Origin of the sequence: Acinetobacter sp. 148, assembly GCF_031196675.1 — a bacterium.
In the GTDB taxonomy this organism is placed as follows: Bacteria; Pseudomonadota; Gammaproteobacteria; order Pseudomonadales; family Moraxellaceae; genus Acinetobacter; species Acinetobacter baumannii.
The window spans coordinates 45,498-61,469 of the sequence record NZ_JAVIMT010000066.1 but is presented as its reverse complement, the minus strand read 5'-3'; the positions used below and the strand labels follow the sequence as shown (position 1 = coordinate 61,469).

General features: G+C 35.8%; 13 protein-coding genes and 1 tRNA gene. 7 read left to right on the top strand and 7 right to left on the bottom strand.

Annotation, left to right across the window (positions count from 1 at the left end; translation table 11 throughout):
* Nucleotides 1-496: 496 nt before the first annotated feature.
* A complete protein-coding gene (locus RFX69_RS12015) occupies nt 497-1,993 on the top strand; it encodes a hypothetical protein (protein WP_030423684.1) in 1,497 nt (498 codons plus the stop codon).
* 199 nt (nt 1,994-2,192) lie between these two features.
* Entirely contained in the window at nt 2,193-2,762 is a 570-nt protein-coding gene (locus tag RFX69_RS12010; protein WP_005128076.1) for a hypothetical protein, read from the top strand.
* 370 nt (nt 2,763-3,132) lie between these two features.
* On the opposite strand, the gene RFX69_RS12005 is transcribed toward RFX69_RS12010, so the two are convergent.
* Both RFX69_RS12005 and RFX69_RS12000 read right to left on the bottom strand, forming a co-directional pair.
* Nucleotides 3,133-3,879, bottom strand: coding sequence for a hypothetical protein (locus RFX69_RS12005; RefSeq protein ID WP_109850703.1), 747 nt, complete (start codon nt 3,877-3,879; stop codon nt 3,133-3,135).
* Between the two features lie 136 nt (nt 3,880-4,015).
* Nucleotides 4,016-4,435 carry a hypothetical protein gene (locus tag RFX69_RS12000; protein ID WP_000750920.1) on the bottom strand — a complete coding sequence of 140 codons (420 nt, stop codon included), beginning with the start codon at nt 4,433-4,435 and terminating at the stop codon, nt 4,016-4,018.
* Nucleotides 4,436-4,713: 278 nt separating this feature from the next.
* Between RFX69_RS12000 and RFX69_RS11995 the strand changes: the two genes are divergently transcribed.
* Together RFX69_RS11995 and RFX69_RS11990 are read left to right on the top strand one after the other, a co-directional pair.
* Nucleotides 4,714-4,971: a YjhX family toxin gene (locus RFX69_RS11995; protein WP_029423986.1), complete on the top strand. Its 258-nt coding sequence runs from the start codon at nt 4,714-4,716 to the stop codon at nt 4,969-4,971.
* A 33-nt stretch (nt 4,972-5,004) separates the two neighbouring features.
* Entirely contained in the window at nt 5,005-5,511 is a 507-nt protein-coding gene (locus RFX69_RS11990) for a GNAT family N-acetyltransferase (RefSeq protein ID WP_001027817.1), read from the top strand.
* A 69-nt stretch (nt 5,512-5,580) separates the two neighbouring features.
* Here the strand turns inward: RFX69_RS11990 and posA are convergent, their stop codons facing one another.
* The gene (gene posA, locus RFX69_RS11985) at nt 5,581-9,579 is read right to left on the bottom strand and encodes a delta-poly-L-ornithine synthetase PosA (protein ID WP_289332675.1); all 3,999 of its coding nucleotides are present in this window, start codon (nt 9,577-9,579) and stop codon (nt 5,581-5,583) included.
* A 583-nt stretch (nt 9,580-10,162) separates the two neighbouring features.
* Between posA and RFX69_RS11980 the strand changes: the two genes are divergently transcribed.
* Nucleotides 10,163-10,717: an SgcJ/EcaC family oxidoreductase gene (locus RFX69_RS11980; protein WP_289332674.1), complete on the top strand. Its 555-nt coding sequence runs from the start codon at nt 10,163-10,165 to the stop codon at nt 10,715-10,717.
* A 78-nt stretch (nt 10,718-10,795) separates the two neighbouring features.
* Here RFX69_RS11980 and RFX69_RS11975 read toward each other — a convergent pair.
* A tRNA-Ser gene (locus RFX69_RS11975) sits at nt 10,796-10,885 on the bottom strand.
* A gap of 89 nt (nt 10,886-10,974) precedes the next feature.
* Nucleotides 10,975-11,469 (bottom strand): transcription elongation factor GreB, encoded by a 495-nt coding sequence (greB, locus tag RFX69_RS11970; RefSeq protein ID WP_000841361.1) that lies wholly within the window; start codon nt 11,467-11,469, stop codon nt 10,975-10,977.
* 372 nt (nt 11,470-11,841) lie between these two features.
* On the opposite strand from greB, the gene RFX69_RS11965 reads away from it, so the two are divergent.
* Nucleotides 11,842-12,954 (top strand): transglycosylase SLT domain-containing protein, encoded by a 1,113-nt coding sequence (locus RFX69_RS11965; RefSeq protein WP_001984613.1) that lies wholly within the window; start codon nt 11,842-11,844, stop codon nt 12,952-12,954.
* A 91-nt stretch (nt 12,955-13,045) separates the two neighbouring features.
* Here RFX69_RS11965 and RFX69_RS11960 read toward each other — a convergent pair whose 3' ends face one another.
* Together RFX69_RS11960 and ttcA are read right to left on the bottom strand one after the other, a co-directional pair.
* Nucleotides 13,046-13,429, bottom strand: a complete 384-nt coding sequence (locus RFX69_RS11960) for an SCP2 sterol-binding domain-containing protein (RefSeq protein ID WP_001110719.1) — start codon at nt 13,427-13,429, stop codon at nt 13,046-13,048.
* Nucleotides 13,430-13,635: 206 nt separating this feature from the next.
* Nucleotides 13,636-14,541: a tRNA 2-thiocytidine(32) synthetase TtcA gene (ttcA, locus tag RFX69_RS11955; protein WP_000271249.1), complete on the bottom strand. Its 906-nt coding sequence runs from the start codon at nt 14,539-14,541 to the stop codon at nt 13,636-13,638.
* A 503-nt stretch (nt 14,542-15,044) separates the two neighbouring features.
* Between ttcA and RFX69_RS11950 the strand changes: the two genes are divergently transcribed.
* Nucleotides 15,045-15,908 (top strand): lytic transglycosylase domain-containing protein, encoded by an 864-nt coding sequence (locus RFX69_RS11950; RefSeq protein ID WP_000798650.1) that lies wholly within the window; start codon nt 15,045-15,047, stop codon nt 15,906-15,908.
* Nucleotides 15,909-15,972: the final 64 nt, after the last annotated feature.

Here is a 15,972-nt window from a genome sequence, read left to right as displayed (position 1 = left end):
CTTTATGGGGGCAGATCATTCTACCGCTACGGGAAAGGGACGAGTAGTTCACCACACAAGACTATTCCTCAGAAGGAAAAGCTCTGATGCGGGAGATAATACACGGTCTGCTAAAACCGGCTGGCAATGTGGCCAGCAGGCAAAGAATAGTGCTCTGCCCTTTTGCAGTCAAGCACACAAAATGACATTTGTTTTAATTTAGATCATTAAAAAGTAAGGATAAATAATGGGTGAGTTATTGTTAAATGGGGGTTTATAAAGGGAGTTAATAATTGATATTTCCAGTGTTTACTAGTAGTAGAAATAATAAATCCTTATCAACTCATCTTTGCTGCATCTATAACTGTAAATGTTTTCTTTAAAAATTTAGGATTTCTTCATTAGAGATTTTAAGAATCCACAACCCTATTCATTTTATTGTAACTTGATGATAGTTCATCATTATGACAATATAAGTACATTCTATTTTATGAAAAAATTTGGGGTAAGAAATTTAATGAATGCTGAATCTAATAAAAATGATTTTATTCAAAATTTAGGGGAAATTAGAAATATTAATTTGAATAATAAAAAAATCTATACTTTTTTTTATAATGAGTTAGAAGATCAAATAGATGAGCACCTAGAGCTTACAGATACCCATAAAAACTCTAAGAACAATCTACTTGAACAAAAAACAATAATAAATAGTGTTAGTAATAAAATTAGAGGTTTAACATATAGTATAGAAAATCTATTCTTAGAATATACATCTACTCTTCCTAGAGATATTATCTTAGAAAATTATAACAAAGAAATTAATTATTCATTTGATTTAATTAAAGACACAGAAATTCTAATAGAAAAATTTAAAGAACTTTGCAAAGGACTTTCTCCTGAATTAAAATCAAAAGATGGAGGAAATATAATATTAAGACCACTTGAATCTTTTGTTGTCCAAACTATTGAGAGATTAAAAACAGTAAATGAAGAAATAATTAAAAATCTAGATAAAAACTTCAAAACTCTTAATAGTATTAAAAATTCATTAAATGAAGAAATTAAAATTGAAAAAGATAGATTTGATATAGACTATCAAACAAGATTCAAAGAAGAAACTACATTAATTTTAAAGCGTTTTGAAAATGAAATAAGTAATTTGACAAAAAAATATGAAAACCAATTTAAAATTTTAAAATTAGATAATGATAAAATTATTAAAAGCCATAATTTACTTAATGATGGTGTTGATTCAGCACTAAAAAGCTTAGCTAATTTAAATGAAAGAACCCAAATTATTGAATTAGAATACTCAAAAATAATAGGCAATGAAACCCAAAAAATTAAGCTAGAATTAGAAGAAACAAAATCTCAAATAGCTGATCAAATTGACTCTATCATTACAAATGTAAAAGCAAAATCTCATGCAATTGAAATCGCACACTCAGATTTTAAAAATCTAGTAGAAAAAGCTGGTATATACGAATTAACTAAAAACTATGAAAAAAAAGGAAATGAAGAAAAAAAAGAATATAAAGATTATAGATTATATACTTCTATTTCTATTATTCTAGCTATTATATCAACAATTGGAATTTTTGCTTTTGCCTTCTGGGAACAGTCGCAGATACCTAGTGGAAAAATTGCTGAGACAAATTATTTATTATTAATTTCGCGATTATCTATTTCTTTAATGTTTTTTGTACTCGCTTTATATTTGTCTAAACAAGCGTCTAAACATTATGAATGTTATCAAGAAAATCACAGGACCTTTCTACAACTTGCTGCCCTAGAGCCATTTATGGCCCGCATGACCCCTGATGAGCAGAAAGAGATTAGAAAAGGACTAATACCAAGTTACTTTAATCAAACAAGTGATGGAAAGTATTCAAGCAAAGGAGATGAAGTGGACTTATCATCAAATATGACAACTATTTTTACCAATCTAATTGATAAAATTCCATCAAAAAAAGAGCAAGAAAACTCGATTCGATCTGAAAATACTACAGGATAATTTTTTAATATTTTCCTACATTAAACTCTTAAAACAGGTTTTATTTATAGATTTTATTAATTTAAACAACCAATATATGAATGAAGCTCCAAAAATAAAATAGCCTATTAATGATAGGCTATTTTTCAATCTAAAAAACAATTTTTATAAGACGTATTATGATAATTTTAAAAAGTTTAAATTTTCATATAGGCTAAATATGTCACCAGAAATCTTTTTTGACGACTTTGAAAGAACTGAAAATTCGGATTACTTACATGGAGTGTTTGGTCGCTGTTTAGTTATAGCAACTAGGTTCGACTCTATGTGTGTAAGACTGTCTCAAGCAATAAAGCTAAAGGAAGAGGTAAAACTACGCACTCTAGAGAAATATCTTGTTAAACTAGATACAGAAAACGAAATCAAGGCAATAAGAACCGATGAAGATTTTGATCTATTAATTAAGCAAATAACATCTAGATACCTTTCACTTGATAAAAGCATTCAAAATTTAGGTTTACCGGAACAGTTATCTACAAAACTACACAAAGCTAGAAAATCAAGAAATGAAATAGCTCACTCTTTAACTAAAGATTTAGAGGGTTGTCTTGATATAAAAATTGATAACTCTATTTTAATTGAAAAAATAGTAAAATTAATTGGAGACATTATTGATGGTGATATTATTATCTCAACATTAACAAGCATCTTTAATAATGAACCTATCTTGAATAGTAAAATTCTTAACCAATATAAAGAAAAAATTATTGATTGGGTAATTACCCAGTAATATATTTATAATATATTCTTCTTTAATATAAAGGATGCTTTTTATTTATAAAAATAAATTTATTTACAACTTTATATATACATTAATTTAATTGTAACCTTGCAAATATATCTATATTTAAGCAGATTAAAAACTTAGATATAAAAAAAGCCCTGTTCTACAGGGGCTTTTTTTATTCATCACTTACTTATTTATGAACCCAAGACACAGCCGGTAAACCAAACCAAGCAGATTTAGCCAGAATATTTTCACCTTTGATAACCAAAAATTAAATAATCATTAACTCTATTAAATTCTAAAAATAAAATTGAGAACAAGACTACAACAGTAATGATTAGGCTAAATAAAGATTTTTTAACATGGGATATTGTCAGTCTAATAGTTGAAACCAAGGTTTCTTTGGTGCAGTCCCAGTATACGCAGGGCTAACTTTAATTGGCTCCTGACCTTTTTCGCATTCTTGAACACCCCACTCACTCGGGCGAAAACGTGCATTCGCTCCATCAGGCTCAGGTTTACCAAATTCTTTTTGAATATCATAATCAATGAGTGGAATTTCAAGTAGCACGATGTCTCCACGAGAACAAGCGATGGTAGGACGTTTCGTATCGTAAACCCATTTACCATAGCCATTTTCTTCCTTAGGATCAAAGCGCATAACTGGACCTACATGCTGATCCCATGCCAATTCCATTCGAGGAGGCTCCATCGCAGTTACCCACATTCCTGCAACCTGTACAGGATGAGGAAAACGTACAGCCTCTAATCCACGTAAGCTAAAGGGTACTTGTGGCTCGCCGTTGTCAAAAGCATCGTAACGACTAATTAAACTCCCTTTGGGAATCAACAGTTCGCCATATTGTGCATCTTGAGATAAAACGAAATGACTGCGACGTTCCTTGTAATGCTGCTTAAGAGCAATCTCATACTTTACCGATTCAGTCATATAAAATAAATAACCTGCCCACAGGTCACATATTAATGCCACTAGCGTAATGAATAATGTTTTTTGAGAGAAAAACCTCACAGGCTTTTGAGCCTTATTTCGCCAAAAGAATAGTGCTTTCACTAATAAACCTAGCGTTAGTACAACACCAATCAATGGAGCAATAAACAACAAAAAAATTGCAAAAACCGAGAATGTCTGTACAGGTATCATAATTGTTAAATCTTTAATTTCATTTTTTCAAAGGTGGGTCGCCAAGAAAATTGTATATAAGAGTATTAAAAACAAGCCTTATGATGCACAGACACTATTTTATAGCCTTAGCATTTTCACACACTAAATTAAGCATAGCTAAATCATTATCACGCGTGGCTTTCATTACTTCACTCTTTTTATCGCTCTTGTACTTAAGTTCACCATTATTTTTATCACCAATCATAAAGTCTAAAATCTGTATCGTCTTATGTGAACAGTCAAAAGCCATATGGAATTGTGCGATATTATCTTTATCAAAATCACCTGTATAAAATTTTGTTTCAGGTACGCCAACTAGTTTTCTGGTAGCAGTAATTTTAAATTTACTTTTACTTGGTAAATAAAATTCGATTGAATCTAGTTCAAAAGCATAAGCGATATCTTCTTGTTGATAATAAACTTCTTCTGCTTGAATACTATTTGAAAAAGCTGCACAGGTAGCGAAAATTAGGCTAAAAATTGTTTTTTTCATTTACTAAAACTCATACATAATTTTTTGTTGCCTGATTTTATATAAATGAAAGGTCTATGAATATAAAAAACATTTGTTATTAAGTGATATATACAGTTAATATATCCTTTGAATAAATGTATCCCCCTTCTCAAAGAGGTTCATTTGTTGGAGATAGTAATCATCTGATAATCACTCTCAATTTCTATTATTGAGTTGATTATCAATGTCGCAATTTTTCTGTGGTCATATTTCTGATCACCTCTATTTGCACGTTTGATTATTATCAAGGCTCCAACATGAATCTTTCAAAGTTCGAACAACGAACTCTCCATGTCCTTGCTAAAGGCGGACATATTAAATACCAACGTGACGCATCAGGCACAGTCTATTTCGTTGAATGCTACACACGAGAAGGTTTCGTGCTATCTGATTGTTCTTTAGAGGTATTTAAAAAGCTAAAAGCAAAACGTTTAATCAAGTCTAAAAATAGCCAACCTTATCAAATTACATTGTTAGGACTCCAGACGGTCCGCCCTCAACTAGACAATCGTTGATATAAGTTGCTATTTATTAAGAGAAAGAAAAATATGAATATTACAATTCGAGATGAACAACCCGAAGATATTAAAAATATCGAAGCGTTGACGAAAGCCGCGTTCTTAAATGAAGAGCATTCTAGCCACACTGAACAATTTATTGTAAATAGCCTTCGTAAACATAAGCAACTTACAATTTCTTTGGTTGCTATAGAAGATGACTTAATTGTAGGTCATGTGGCTATTTCACCAGTTACAATTACGTCAGGTGACACTGGTTGGTATGGCCTAGGCCCTATTTCTGTATGTCCAAAGAAACAAGGAATTGGCATTGGTTCTCTTTTAATGAATGCAGCTCTTCAAAAGTTAAAAGAATTAGGCGGAAAAGGTTGCGTTCTATTAGGTGATCCAAATTATTACAGTCGATTTGGTTTTAAATCTTACCCTGATTTAAATTTACCTGATGTGCCTAATGAATACTTTCAAGCTCTAAGCTTCATTAACCATATTCCCTCAGGTGAAGTTACTTACCATGACGCTTTTACGGCAACTGAATAAATAAGTTCGCTTACCACACATAGTAAAAAGCCTCTATTTATAGAGGCTTTTTTTCAATTCAACAATTTATTATTTATGAACCCAAGGCACAGCCGGTGAACCAATCCACGCAGATTTAGCCGGAATATTTTCACCTTTCATGACCAGTGTTAATGGACCTAACACTGCATGATTGCTCACGTTTGCGTTATACAAAATAATACTGCGCGCATTGACCACTACATCATGCCCCACGTTCACTTGCCCAATTTTCATAATACGGTCTTCAAACAAGTGAGTTTGCGGGCCTGAAAAGCTATTAAACTCGGCACGGTCACCAATGCTGACACAGTCAAACTCGGTAATATCAGCCGTATCCATATAAACGTCTTTACCAATACGAACCCCTAAAATACGCAAGAAGAATGGCAACATTGGTGTTCCTCTTAAGTAGTTTAAGAAGTTAGGAATCGCAACTGATTCATATAAGCTGGTAATCCCTTCACTTAACCATACAAACATGGTCCACATAGGTGCCGAACGCGGTTGATAGCGACCAATCAAAATCCACTTTAATAGCGCAACAATAAGGAAACAGCCAACACCATAAAGCAGCCCTGCGAGCGTTAATGCAACCAGTCCTGTCTCAATATTGTAGTTATTAATCACATCAATAACGTCTAGTACGATCATATAACCCACCCCAATCGCAAGTGCGGCCGGCAATACAATACGAAGCCCTTCAATAAAACCGCGCATTAAACGGCGCTTAATACTTGGTTTAAAGGTTAAATGGTCAGGATATTTTTCAGCAGCTTCACGTGCAGGTAACAGCAACGCCGGAGAACCAAACCAAGTTTGTCCATCATACATTTCACGGTTATCTGGTGTTTTTGATTGCACGCCAATTAAAACATTGTCTGGTAACACTGTCCCATCAGCAATATAAGCACTATTTCCCACAAAACTACGGTTACCGATTTTGGTTGCTTTTAAAGACATCCAACCGCCTTTAATCTCTTCATCACCCAGCATTACCGCATCGGCAATAAAGCTCTCTTCACCCAAAGTCAGCATTTCTGGAATGACACCAGTTGCGGTAGAAATTTCGGTATTTTTACCCACTTTTGCTCCCAGCATACGGAACCATGTAGGCGCATAAATGGTGGCAAACAAGCCATGTAAGGTTTGTAAGCTGGTTTCTAAAATTTGGGCCGCAAACCATTTACGATAATACGTGCTGCCATGAACCGCATAGGTTCCGGTTTCAAGACGCGGCAATGCAATTTTACGTAAACCTGAAGAAATCACCGCAGTAATCATCATCATCATTGCACTAGCCGGAATCGCTAAAATGAAATAGTAAAGCGCGATTTGCAAATGGTTGTTCGGGTTAATATTAAATACATTTACATCTAACCAGTCGACCAAAAGGAAGCTTGGAAAAATTGGAATAAAGAAAAGACAGGCAATAATTAATGCGCTAACGCCATAGTATCCATATTCAGCAATTTTACGTATAAACGATAGTTTAGGACGCTCTGGCAATTTAGCTTGCTCATCTATATGCCCTATTTTCTGAGCAGGTGTTCCATCCCAAATTTCGCCCTCAGGTACAACCGTGTCATATTCAATTGAAGTTAAGGCATTTACATGGGCCTGTTTTTCTAACACTGTATTTTCTTCTAATACAGCATACGAACCTACATAACTGTCTTGTTTAAGGTGAATTGAACCTAATACCAAGTGGCCATGTTCAACTTTGGCATTTTCTAAATTCACCTGAGAACCGATACTCACGCCATCTTCAATAGTCAGTAAAGATGGCATACGAATATGTACGGAACTAATGGTAACGTCGTGGCCGATTTTTGCGCCAAGTGCTTTCAAATATAAGTTAAGTAAAGTCGAACCAGATAAAAGATAAACAGGTGAAATATTACTAATACGGTCTGCTAGCCACCAACGGAAATAGGTTAATCCCCATAATGGATAACGCCCTGCGCCAATTCCTAACATTAATAGTCGTTTTACCGTAATCGACAGTACAAAACTGCTCATAATGACACTGACATACACCAATAAAGACAACGCAATCGCATACGGGATACTGTCGCGAGTTCCACCGGTAAAGTAGTGATAGGTAAAGAATGGCGCTAACCACTGCAAAATATTAATCGAGATTAAAACCGGAATAGTTACGAGCTGTGCAATACCACATAACCATTTATAGGTCTGATTACGAGGGTTATCTTGTCCAATTTGGCTATCAAATAAAGTAGGTTCAGGCTGCTCTAACATGAGTGCAGCAATCGCGCCTACTCTTCTCGCTTGATATAAGTTTTGAATGGTCAGATGGCTATATTCCGCATGCTCACGCAGATTTGAAATTAAAACAGCGGCGAGTAGTGAATGCCCGCCTAAATCATCAAAGAAATCGGAATCGAGTTTAATCGGCATGTTCGGGAACAAGCGATTCAAAATTTCAAATAGGATTTCTTCGGCCGGGTTCTGTGGCTGGTCAGATTCACTGCGGTCTACCACACTTGTGAGCGGTCTTGCTTTTAAAGCTTTACGGTCAATTTTCCCAGATAATAGACGTGGAACTTCTTCAATAATCTCAAAACGATTTGGCACCATATAAGGCGGTAATCGCTGACTCAAGTTATGGCGTAGTTCTTTAATTTCTATAGCTTGCTTTGCATCAATTTCTGGTGCAATAAACGCAATAAGTTGATCAATGCCGTCTTCAGGACGAAGAATAACGGCTGCCGTACCAATTCCGTCAATATCGCAAAGCGCAGCTTCGATCTCGCCAAGCTCTACACGGAAACCACGGATTTTAACTTGGTCATCGGCACGACCTAAGCAGTGTACTTGACCAAACTCATCAATTTTAGCCAAATCCCCAGTACGGTAGAGTAATTCTTCCTCTATACTCATTGCCCAAGGGTTCTCAATAAACTTATCTGCGGTTAAATCAGGTCGTCCTAAATAGCCTTGTGCCACACTTGGACCGAAAATACATAACTCCCCTGTTTCACCTTGCTCGAGCAGCTCTCTTTCAGAGTTAATGACCAACATACCGTAGTTTGGTAAGGGTTTGCCAATCGTGACAGGTTTGCCGCGTTCTAATAACTCAAGACTTGCAGAAACCGTGGTTTCGGTTGGTCCATAGGTGTTAAACATTTGATGATGAGGTAATGCCCAACGGTCAACCAGTGAATCCGGACACATTTCCCCACCTAAATTAATAATTCTTAAATTAGGTACGTCTTCAGGAAATAAGGCAAGTAACGTTGGAACAGCATGCAGTACTGTAATTTGTTCCTGCTTTAAGGTTTGGCATAACCGCTCAGGATCACTGACAAGTGACTTCGGTGCAATCCACAACGTTGCACCTACCAAATAAGAAAGCCAAATCTCTTCAAACGACATATCAAAAGCGACTGAAAAGCCTTGATAGACCTTGTCTTGCTCTTGAATACCCAAAATACTATTTTCACTACGTAAAAAGTGACAAATATTTTTTTGAGTAATCACAATTCCTTTGGGTTTACCTGTCGAACCCGAGGTATAAATAATATAGGCAGGTTGATCTGGAGTGGTTTTCGCTAAACTTACACTTTCGCTTAATGGTTTTTGCAGCTCGGTGTTGGTCCATTTTGTTTGCGGCACTTCAGCTAAATGTTCATACCATTCATCTGTAGTAATCATTCCTACCGCTTCGGCATCTTCAAGACATACCGCAATACGGTCCGCGGGCGTATCCATATCAAAAGGAAGCCAAGCTGCACCGCTTAAACAAATGGCCAGTTGAGCTTTTAAAAGCTCAATACCACGCGGCAACCATAGCCCTACAATATGACCTAGCTTTACCCCTTTTAAAGCCAGATGTTGAGCCATAATTAAGGCTTGCTGATACAGCTCACCATAACTCAGCGTTTTATCTGCTTCAATTAAAGCCGTTTTATCAGGAAGAGTTTGTGCAGTATGAGCAAAAATATCGGCTAAGACTTCATTCTGCAAAAATTCCGGATGATACTTTCCACGAATTACATTTTTCGTGTTCGTTACAAACTGGTTCATTTTTATACTCTCTTAATTTTCTGATTTGGCTTAAATGAAGTCATAATTTATTTTTCTGACCCATTAACGAAATCTAGATAGGCCATAAATTAATTAAGAGAACTTAAAGCAAGATTAAATTTTTTAGTTTTGATGTTTATTCAACAGAGTAAGAACCTTAGCTGTTAATTTTAATTTATAAATAAAAATCAAATATTTAATATTATTATTCTGATTTTATGATTATCTTTAAGATAAAAAAGTACAAAATTAATGAAGTAAAAAGCTAGAATTCACAAGATTTATATAGTTCTCATTTTAATTAAACTAATAAAAGCTATCCTGTATACAAATTCTTCATATTTTAAACTTAATTGTTTAGTTCTGAATTATTAAAAGAGTTCTTAAAAAATAAAAGAGTGTATTTAAATTTATACATAATGGTTGATTATTAACATTATATTAAAATTGTATGCATCAATTCTATTTAACTTATATCTTTATCTGGATTTTATAAAAACTTAACTCCATTAAACGGATTGAGCGAGCAGTTGTTTATCTATTTTCCTCATAACTCAACCGACCCTATTTGGTGTGGTGAGTTGTGTGGGTTAAAACGAAGATACTCTTAGAAGGCGAGCTAAGATCACCTGTTTCATTTAAGCGTGACGAAGTATCTTTATTTATAATATTTGAAAATGGACTTAAAGAATTAAACAGTGGTGCTGATATGAGTCAACACATAATGAACCCGAAAGAAATACCTTTAGCATTTCAAACCGCTTGGAATAAGCATGATATGCAGGCCTTTGCTGCTCTTTTTGATAAAGAGGCGACTTTCGTTAACCGTTTCGGTCACTACGTTAAAGGAGTTGATGAAATTATTGCACTGCATCAACCTATTCATGAAACCATTTATCGTGATTCAACACTAGAGAATGAGCTGATAGACCTCATACCTATGAGTGAGGATATATGTATTTCACATTTTTGGAGCCGCCTCACTGCAGGCGTAGCTCATCCTCAAGGGCCTCATCAGATTGATACTCTCATTCTTACTGTGCTCACCCAGAAGAATCATTCTTGGTATATTCAGGCGCTAGAAAATGTCACTTTGACGAACCCTCGAACGGGAGAGACCATACTTAGAAATATGTAGAAGGGAACACGATCGTTTTTAGTAATTTATATGCATAAAAAAAAGCCCTTGTCATTAACAAGGGCTTTTTAAGAATTTTGGCGGAAGCGGTGAGATTCGAACTCACGGAGGACTCACACCCTCGTCGGTTTTCAAGACCGGTGCATTAAACCGCTCTGCCACGCTTCCAACGAGCGCTATAATATAAACAAAAATGCAAGTTGGCAAATCTTTTATTTAATTTTTAATTCAAACGCTCAAAATAAAAACAAATCTATCTAAATTTCATCATTTTTAGGTTTTTCATAGCGAATTGCATTGATATACCACAGCTTTTTGCCCAGAGGCGTGTGTACTTCTACTTCATCATCGACTTCTTTACTCAAGAGTGCACGTGCCATAGGTGACTCAATTGAAATATGCTGAGGATGGTGATCATAAATTTCATCTACCCCGACAATTCGTAAAGTTTTTTGCTCCCCTTCTTCATTTTCAATGTCGACCCAAGCACCAAAGTAAACTTTGCCTTCTTGCTCAGGTGAGTAATCAACAATTTTTAACTCTTCTAAACGCTTTCCTAAGTAGCGTACTCGTCGATCAATTTTTCTAAGGAGCTGCTTGTTATATTGATAATCTGCATTCTCACTACGGTCACCGAGGCTTGCAGCCCAATTTACTTTTTTCGTAATTTCTGGTCTTTCTTCATGCCAAAGTTGTTTTAATTCAGCAACTAATTTGTCATGGCCTGACCGAGTGATTAAGTTAGATTTCATGATTAAAAACCACTGATTAACAACATAAGGGTTACAAGATGTAGCATTTTATACCCTATTTTCTCACATCAGAAGTGTATAAATTTTCTTCCTTAATAAATTCATGTTGTTATGATGATATATCGGATATTTAATTGTACAAAATTTGACAATACTTTTTTTCAATATTATGATGCGCGCATCTTAAATGTTGAGTATTTTTTAACCCACTCAAAAACTATGTAGATTTTCTACACAGTTTGCTTTTTTCATTTCATGTCATTTTGAATGACGTCATGACTGCCCACCCCTTATTGAATTTATCAACTTTTAGAAGTTATGGCAGCTTTTTGTCTGACTTTTAGGGCATAAATTACCTGTAGCGGAGACAACATGCACAGTAATTCAAGTTCTGGGTCGAGGCTTGGCCTTAGCTCTTTATTTTCTTCTCTCCCATTGAAAGTTCTTGCGCTCAGCACTATGTTTTTTCCCTTTCATAGTATCAATGCAGGAAAAACCCTACAGTACAATACTGTAGTTAACACAAACACATTAACAGTGGTTGCTGTAGAAAGCCCAACGACTGTTTTTAAAGAAGACCAGTTTTTACACGGCTTCGGTTATGACTTAGCGCGTAACTATGCACAAAGCTTAAATGTAAAGTTGGACTTCAAAATCGTGACAGACAATGCCACGGCGCTTAAGTGGGTTCAGCAAGGTAAAGCAAATCTTGCCATGACAACCGCAAGCTTAAGTTCAATCGAGAACAAAGGTTTAATGTCTTTTTCTGCAAGTTGTGGTGATATCGTAAATTTGCAAAAAAATGGATTAAATCCGAATTTAAGCTGGGTGTTTAAACAAGCAGATGACCCGCTTACACAAACAGCAAGCGGTTTTGTTTGTCAAAGCAAACAAAATGGTCTAACTCAGCAACTTGCTTCTTTTTATAACCGTAATGTTGTAAAACCAGAAGCTTGGTCTACGATTCAACGTGACTTAAGTGCACGTATACCGATTTACAAAGCAAGCTTTAAACAAAGTGCTGCTCAGTACGATTTAGACTGGCATTTGCTTGCAGCGATTGGTTATCAAGAATCGTACCTAAAGCCAGAGTCTGTTTCACCAACAGGTGTCCGTGGGTTAATGATGTTAACCAATAGTACAGCTCGGGCAATGGGTGTAAGTAACCGTAATGATCCAGCACAGAGTATACAGGGCGGTGCGAAATATTATGATCTCATGTTAAGTGAGTATGATGATATTCCTTTCCCAGATCGCAACTGGTATGCGCTTGTGGCTTACAATATGGGACCGGGTGCGGTGAACCAGATTCAAAAGCGCTTGCAAGCCCAAGGGAAAGACCCAAACCAATGGGTTAATCTCTATAATTATTTGCAGAGTAACAAAACTCGCAATGGTCGATACAAACAAGCGGTTCAGTATGTGACTCGTATACGTGCTTATCTTGAGCACATTAAAACGGCACAAACGCGAATTAATATCTAGTTTTTATCATCTAAAAGTTGATAAATTCATTGTTTGTATAAATAAAAAGCTTACCTCTCAGGTAAGCTTTTTATTTGAATACTTTTTCAGTTTAAGCGGTTTGCTCTAATACTTTTTTGAACAAATCTTTTTGTTCTTGGCTTGGTTTAGCTGTTTGTAAAGCCATTAACTGAGACATATCGCCTTGAACTTTTATTTTACCAGTCATGAATGCCTGCATAGCAGCTGCCATATCAAACTCTAGGAATACTTTACGTAAAGTTTCAGCATCCATGTTTAATGTAGTTTTGGCATTTGAAGACAAACCTTTTTGGATTTTACCCCCATCTAACGCTAATTCGGTATTTCCAGAAGCATCTGTAACTACTAAATTAATTGCCAAATTCGCAAGAGCTGGTGGCAAATTAAGATCACCTGCTTCAGCAGTTAATTTTTCGACAGTCGCAAACCAATCATCAGTTAAAAATGCAGGCATGATTCTTCCTCAAATTTATTTGTTCAATTTCTCTAGTGTTGCCTATCCAGACAACATCGTGTGAAGCACTTCTGCTTGAGCGTTGTTATAGCATGTAATTTTAAGGTTGAGCTATGACTTTTTGTACGGAACATTCATTTTTTAGTATTTTGATACATTAAAGGCACTTGTTTATAAAGTGCCTTCAATTGACTTATTAATTCGTTTTATTCAGCAGCAAAGCTTAAGTTCACTACATCTAAACGTTTTTTCAGTTCTTCCGGATCTTTAAAGTCTAATTCGCGCTGCGAGTCAAGAACTTCGAAATCGAACAAATCACGGTCAGCAAGTTGTGAAGGTGAAACGTTCTGTAACGCACCAAAAATGCTGTGTAAACGTTTTGGATACTGTTTGTCCCATTCACGAAGCATTTCATTGATCATGGCACGTTGCAAGTTCTCTTGTGAACCACAAAGGTTACACGGAATAATCGGGAACTTACGTAACTCTGCATATTTGATAATGTCCTTTTCTTCAACATAAGCCAAAGGACGAATCAAAATATTTTTCTTATCTGACGATAAAAGCTTAGGTGGCATTGCCTTTAAGCTACCGCCATGGAATAAGTTCAAGAAGAAAGTAGCAATAATGTCATCACGGTGATGCCCTAGCGCAACTTTGGTTGCACCAATTTCTTGAGCAAAGCCATAAAGCGAACCACGGCGTAAACGTGAACACACAGCACAGTACGTTTTACCTTCAGGAGTTAAACGTTTGGTAATGCTGTAAGTGTCTTTTTCCAAAATGTAATACGGAATGTTATTCTCTTCCATATAACGTGGTAAGACATCTTCAGGGAAACCCGGCTGCTTTTGGTCAAGGTTAACCGCAACAATATCAAAGTTAATTGGTGCAATACGTTTGAACTGCAACAAAATGTCGAGCAAGGTATAACTGTCTTTACCACCAGACACACACACCATGACCTTGTCACCATCTTCAATCATATTGAAGTCACGGATGGCATGTCCAACTTGACGGCGAAGCTTCTTAAGCAAACGATAATAGGCCGAGCTTGTTGGAAGTTCAGGCTTAAAATTAAATCCTTCGTTGGACTCAACTGGCGCGTACATAGACGAGATATACCCATAAATAAAAATACCGCGCAATTTTATATGATTCGGATGAGAATCGCATCAAAAGAATAGTTTCAATTCTTGAAGTCGTCATAATGCTCAGGCATGATGCAAAAGCAGTGCGCTATTTTGACCGATGAGTTCATTTTTTGCGCAAAATGCTTACTTTTTGGACTTTTCCACAGTTTTCCACAAAACCTGTGGATAAAATTGTGGATTTCTTAATACTTGACAAACTGTTTTGACCTTCTGTTAAGGGTTTTATTTAAATTGATCATTTTTTAACCAATGATTTTTACCCTTATTTTTCAAATAGTTATTCAAGTCAATAGAATCATTTTAAAAATTTTTTTTAATTTTTTTTGATGATCATTCGAGCAAAACTGCTTGATTTTTTCAAAGAGTCAAAATAAAAAAAATTACACAAAACTTCTTTAAGTAATATTTTTTGATAAACTCTTTGACAAGTTTTGAGACCCTAAAATTGTGAATAACATAAAATGAAAAATTCGGTTCAATATCTTTTTTCTTGTTTACTGGGGATGACCACTTTTTCGGTAGGTATAACGCCGACCTCAGCAGGTCAGATGTATATTTACCAAGACAAAAACGGCAGTACTTTACTGACTAACCGTAAAAGTTATGACCATTCACTCAAAAAAGTAAAAGTCACCTACTACCCGGATAGTAATATTCATAGTTATAGCAACTGGGGGACTTCAGAGGCTTCGGTTCTACCAAGCTATAGCAAAAACAAAAATGCTTTTGACCATATTATTAAGCAGGCAGCACAACAGCACGGCGTTTCGGAAGGATTAATCAAAGCCGTCATGCATACCGAGTCTGGCTTTAACGTAAATGCCCGCTCTCCAGTTGGCGCCCAAGGTTTAATGCAGCTTATGCCGGCTACTGCTCGTCGTTTTAACGTATCTAACGCTTATGATCCTCAGCAAAATATCTTCGCTGGTGCTAAATATTTAAGTTGGTTGCTCAAACGTTTTAACGGCAATACGCAAATGGCCCTTGCCGCTTATAATGCAGGAGAAGGAAACGTCGATAAATATGGCGGTATTCCGCCATTCCGTGAAACCCAAGATTATGTTCGCCGAGTCACTAGCCGCTACCAAAACTTATATTCTTCTGGTGTAGGCCTTTCTTCTTTTAGCAATTCGAGTATTTCTGCCCAAGCGATAAACCAACCAGCCATACCGCACAGTACTTCGACGCAAGTCTCTGCTCAGCCTATTAAGTATTCTTCTTCACGCCAAATCGTTACATTGCCAGATGGTACATATACAGATGCACCTACGGGAACTTATGTCACCAATAATGCAACTGCTATTGCACATATCCGGATTGAGTAAGCTTAAAAGGCCTCATACCTTACGGTTATTTATTTAGCGGGTTCTATTGTCAAAAAATTGTAAT